The organism is Geothrix rubra (genome assembly GCF_030268065.1).
Lineage (GTDB): Bacteria > Acidobacteriota > Holophagae > Holophagales > Holophagaceae > Geothrix > Geothrix rubra.
Genome location: NZ_BSDD01000017.1, coordinates 1 through 1529, shown reverse-complemented (window position 1 = coordinate 1529; position 1529 = coordinate 1). Strand labels below are relative to the sequence as shown.

The window sequence follows — 1529 nt, the reverse complement described above, 5'->3', positions numbered from 1 at the left end:
CCGTCGATGTAGATCCCCGACAGGAACGTCCCCAGCGGGCTCCCGCAGTTCCGGATCAGGTTGAACTGGATCAGGTTCCCCTGGTTCCCCCAGTCCCGACCCGTCGTGTAGATCACGCCCGCGTCGTTCGTCCACTGCGTCGCATCGTGGATCACGTTGTACCTGATCGTGATCCCGTTCCCCCCGTAGAGGATCGCCGCGTGCGGCGAATGGTGGATCTCGTTGTGCTGCACCGTGATCCCCATGCTGTTCGCATCGATGTTGATCCCCGGCATGTACGTCCAGAACAGCCGCCCGTAATACTGGAACTCGCTGTTCTCCACCACCGTCCCGCTCGGCGTCAGCGTCGCACGGCTCCCGCCGCTCACCGACACGCCCCCCTGCCCCAGCTGCCTGAAATCACAGGCCTCCACCAGGTTCGACGTCCCGTTCAGGTAGAGCCCATACCCTCCCGCGTTCCGGAACGTGCAGTTCCTGAACGCCACCGACACGCAGCTCGTCGCCGACACCAGCCGGTCCTTCGCCGCCTCGAACGTCACTCCCTGCCACGTCACCTGCTGGCATCCCGACATCTGCACCACCGGCGTCTGCAGCGTCGACAGCAGGATCTCCGTCGGCGGCACGTCCCCGATGGGGCGCAGGTAGAGCCGCGCGTTGGTCCGGTCGATGAAGTAGTCCCCCGGCGCCGTGAGCTCCTCCAGCAGGTTGTAGACAAAGAACGGCTGGCCGGGCCGCAGCCCATAGGTCGGCGTGCTGTTCAGCGTCAGGACCCCGTTCACCGGATCGATGGCCGTCATCCCCGTGTGGCTCCCCGACCAGCTGTAGTAGCCCAGCCCGTAATACATCGCCTCCGAGGCCCGCCACCGGCTCATGTGGGAATCCGGCGCCGTGATCGTCGTGCTCCCGTTCGTGCCCCGGATCAGCATGAACCCGGGCAGCGGGGCCGATCCGTCCGCCGGGGCCAGGAAGGCCTTGCCCGAGGCGCCGGAGAGCGGATCGAAATTCCCCGCCGGGCCGTTGAAGGTCTCCCACGTCCCCCAGGTGGCCAGCGGGCTCCCCGTCCCCCCCAGGTCCTTCCGGTTCGAGAGGTGCCAGTCCGGCGCCGTCGCGGACCCGGCGATGGACCACACGTCCCCGTTCTTCGACAGCTGGTAGTACGGCCGTCCCTGGCTGTCCACACCCTTGTAGGTGTAGTCCCCCGTCACGTCGGGCGTCAGCGTCCCGCTGACGTGGATGGTCGTCTGGGGCGCCAGGTTCACCGTCGTCCGGTCCACGGCCTTGGGATAGCGCGCCAGCGTCAGGGGCGCGCCGTCCACGAACACCTCCATCGACTGGTTGACCGATCCGCCCGTGACCGCACGGCTCGCCAGCGTCCCCAGGCTCGCCTTGTAGGGCGTCAGGTCCACCACGTAGATCATCGACCGCGCCGACGCGTCCAGCCGGGACCAGTTCGGGTCCGTGCCGTCCACGAGGTGCGCCGAGGAACCGCTCAGCACCACCCCGCCGACCAGCCGCGGCGTCTCGTTGGG

Annotated in this window: 1 protein-coding gene; it reads right to left on the bottom strand. The window is 67.8% G+C overall.

From position 1 onward, the window contains the following. On the bottom strand, positions 1-1529 hold a 1529-nt coding region (locus QSJ33_RS15570), incomplete at both ends, for a right-handed parallel beta-helix repeat-containing protein (RefSeq protein WP_285727900.1).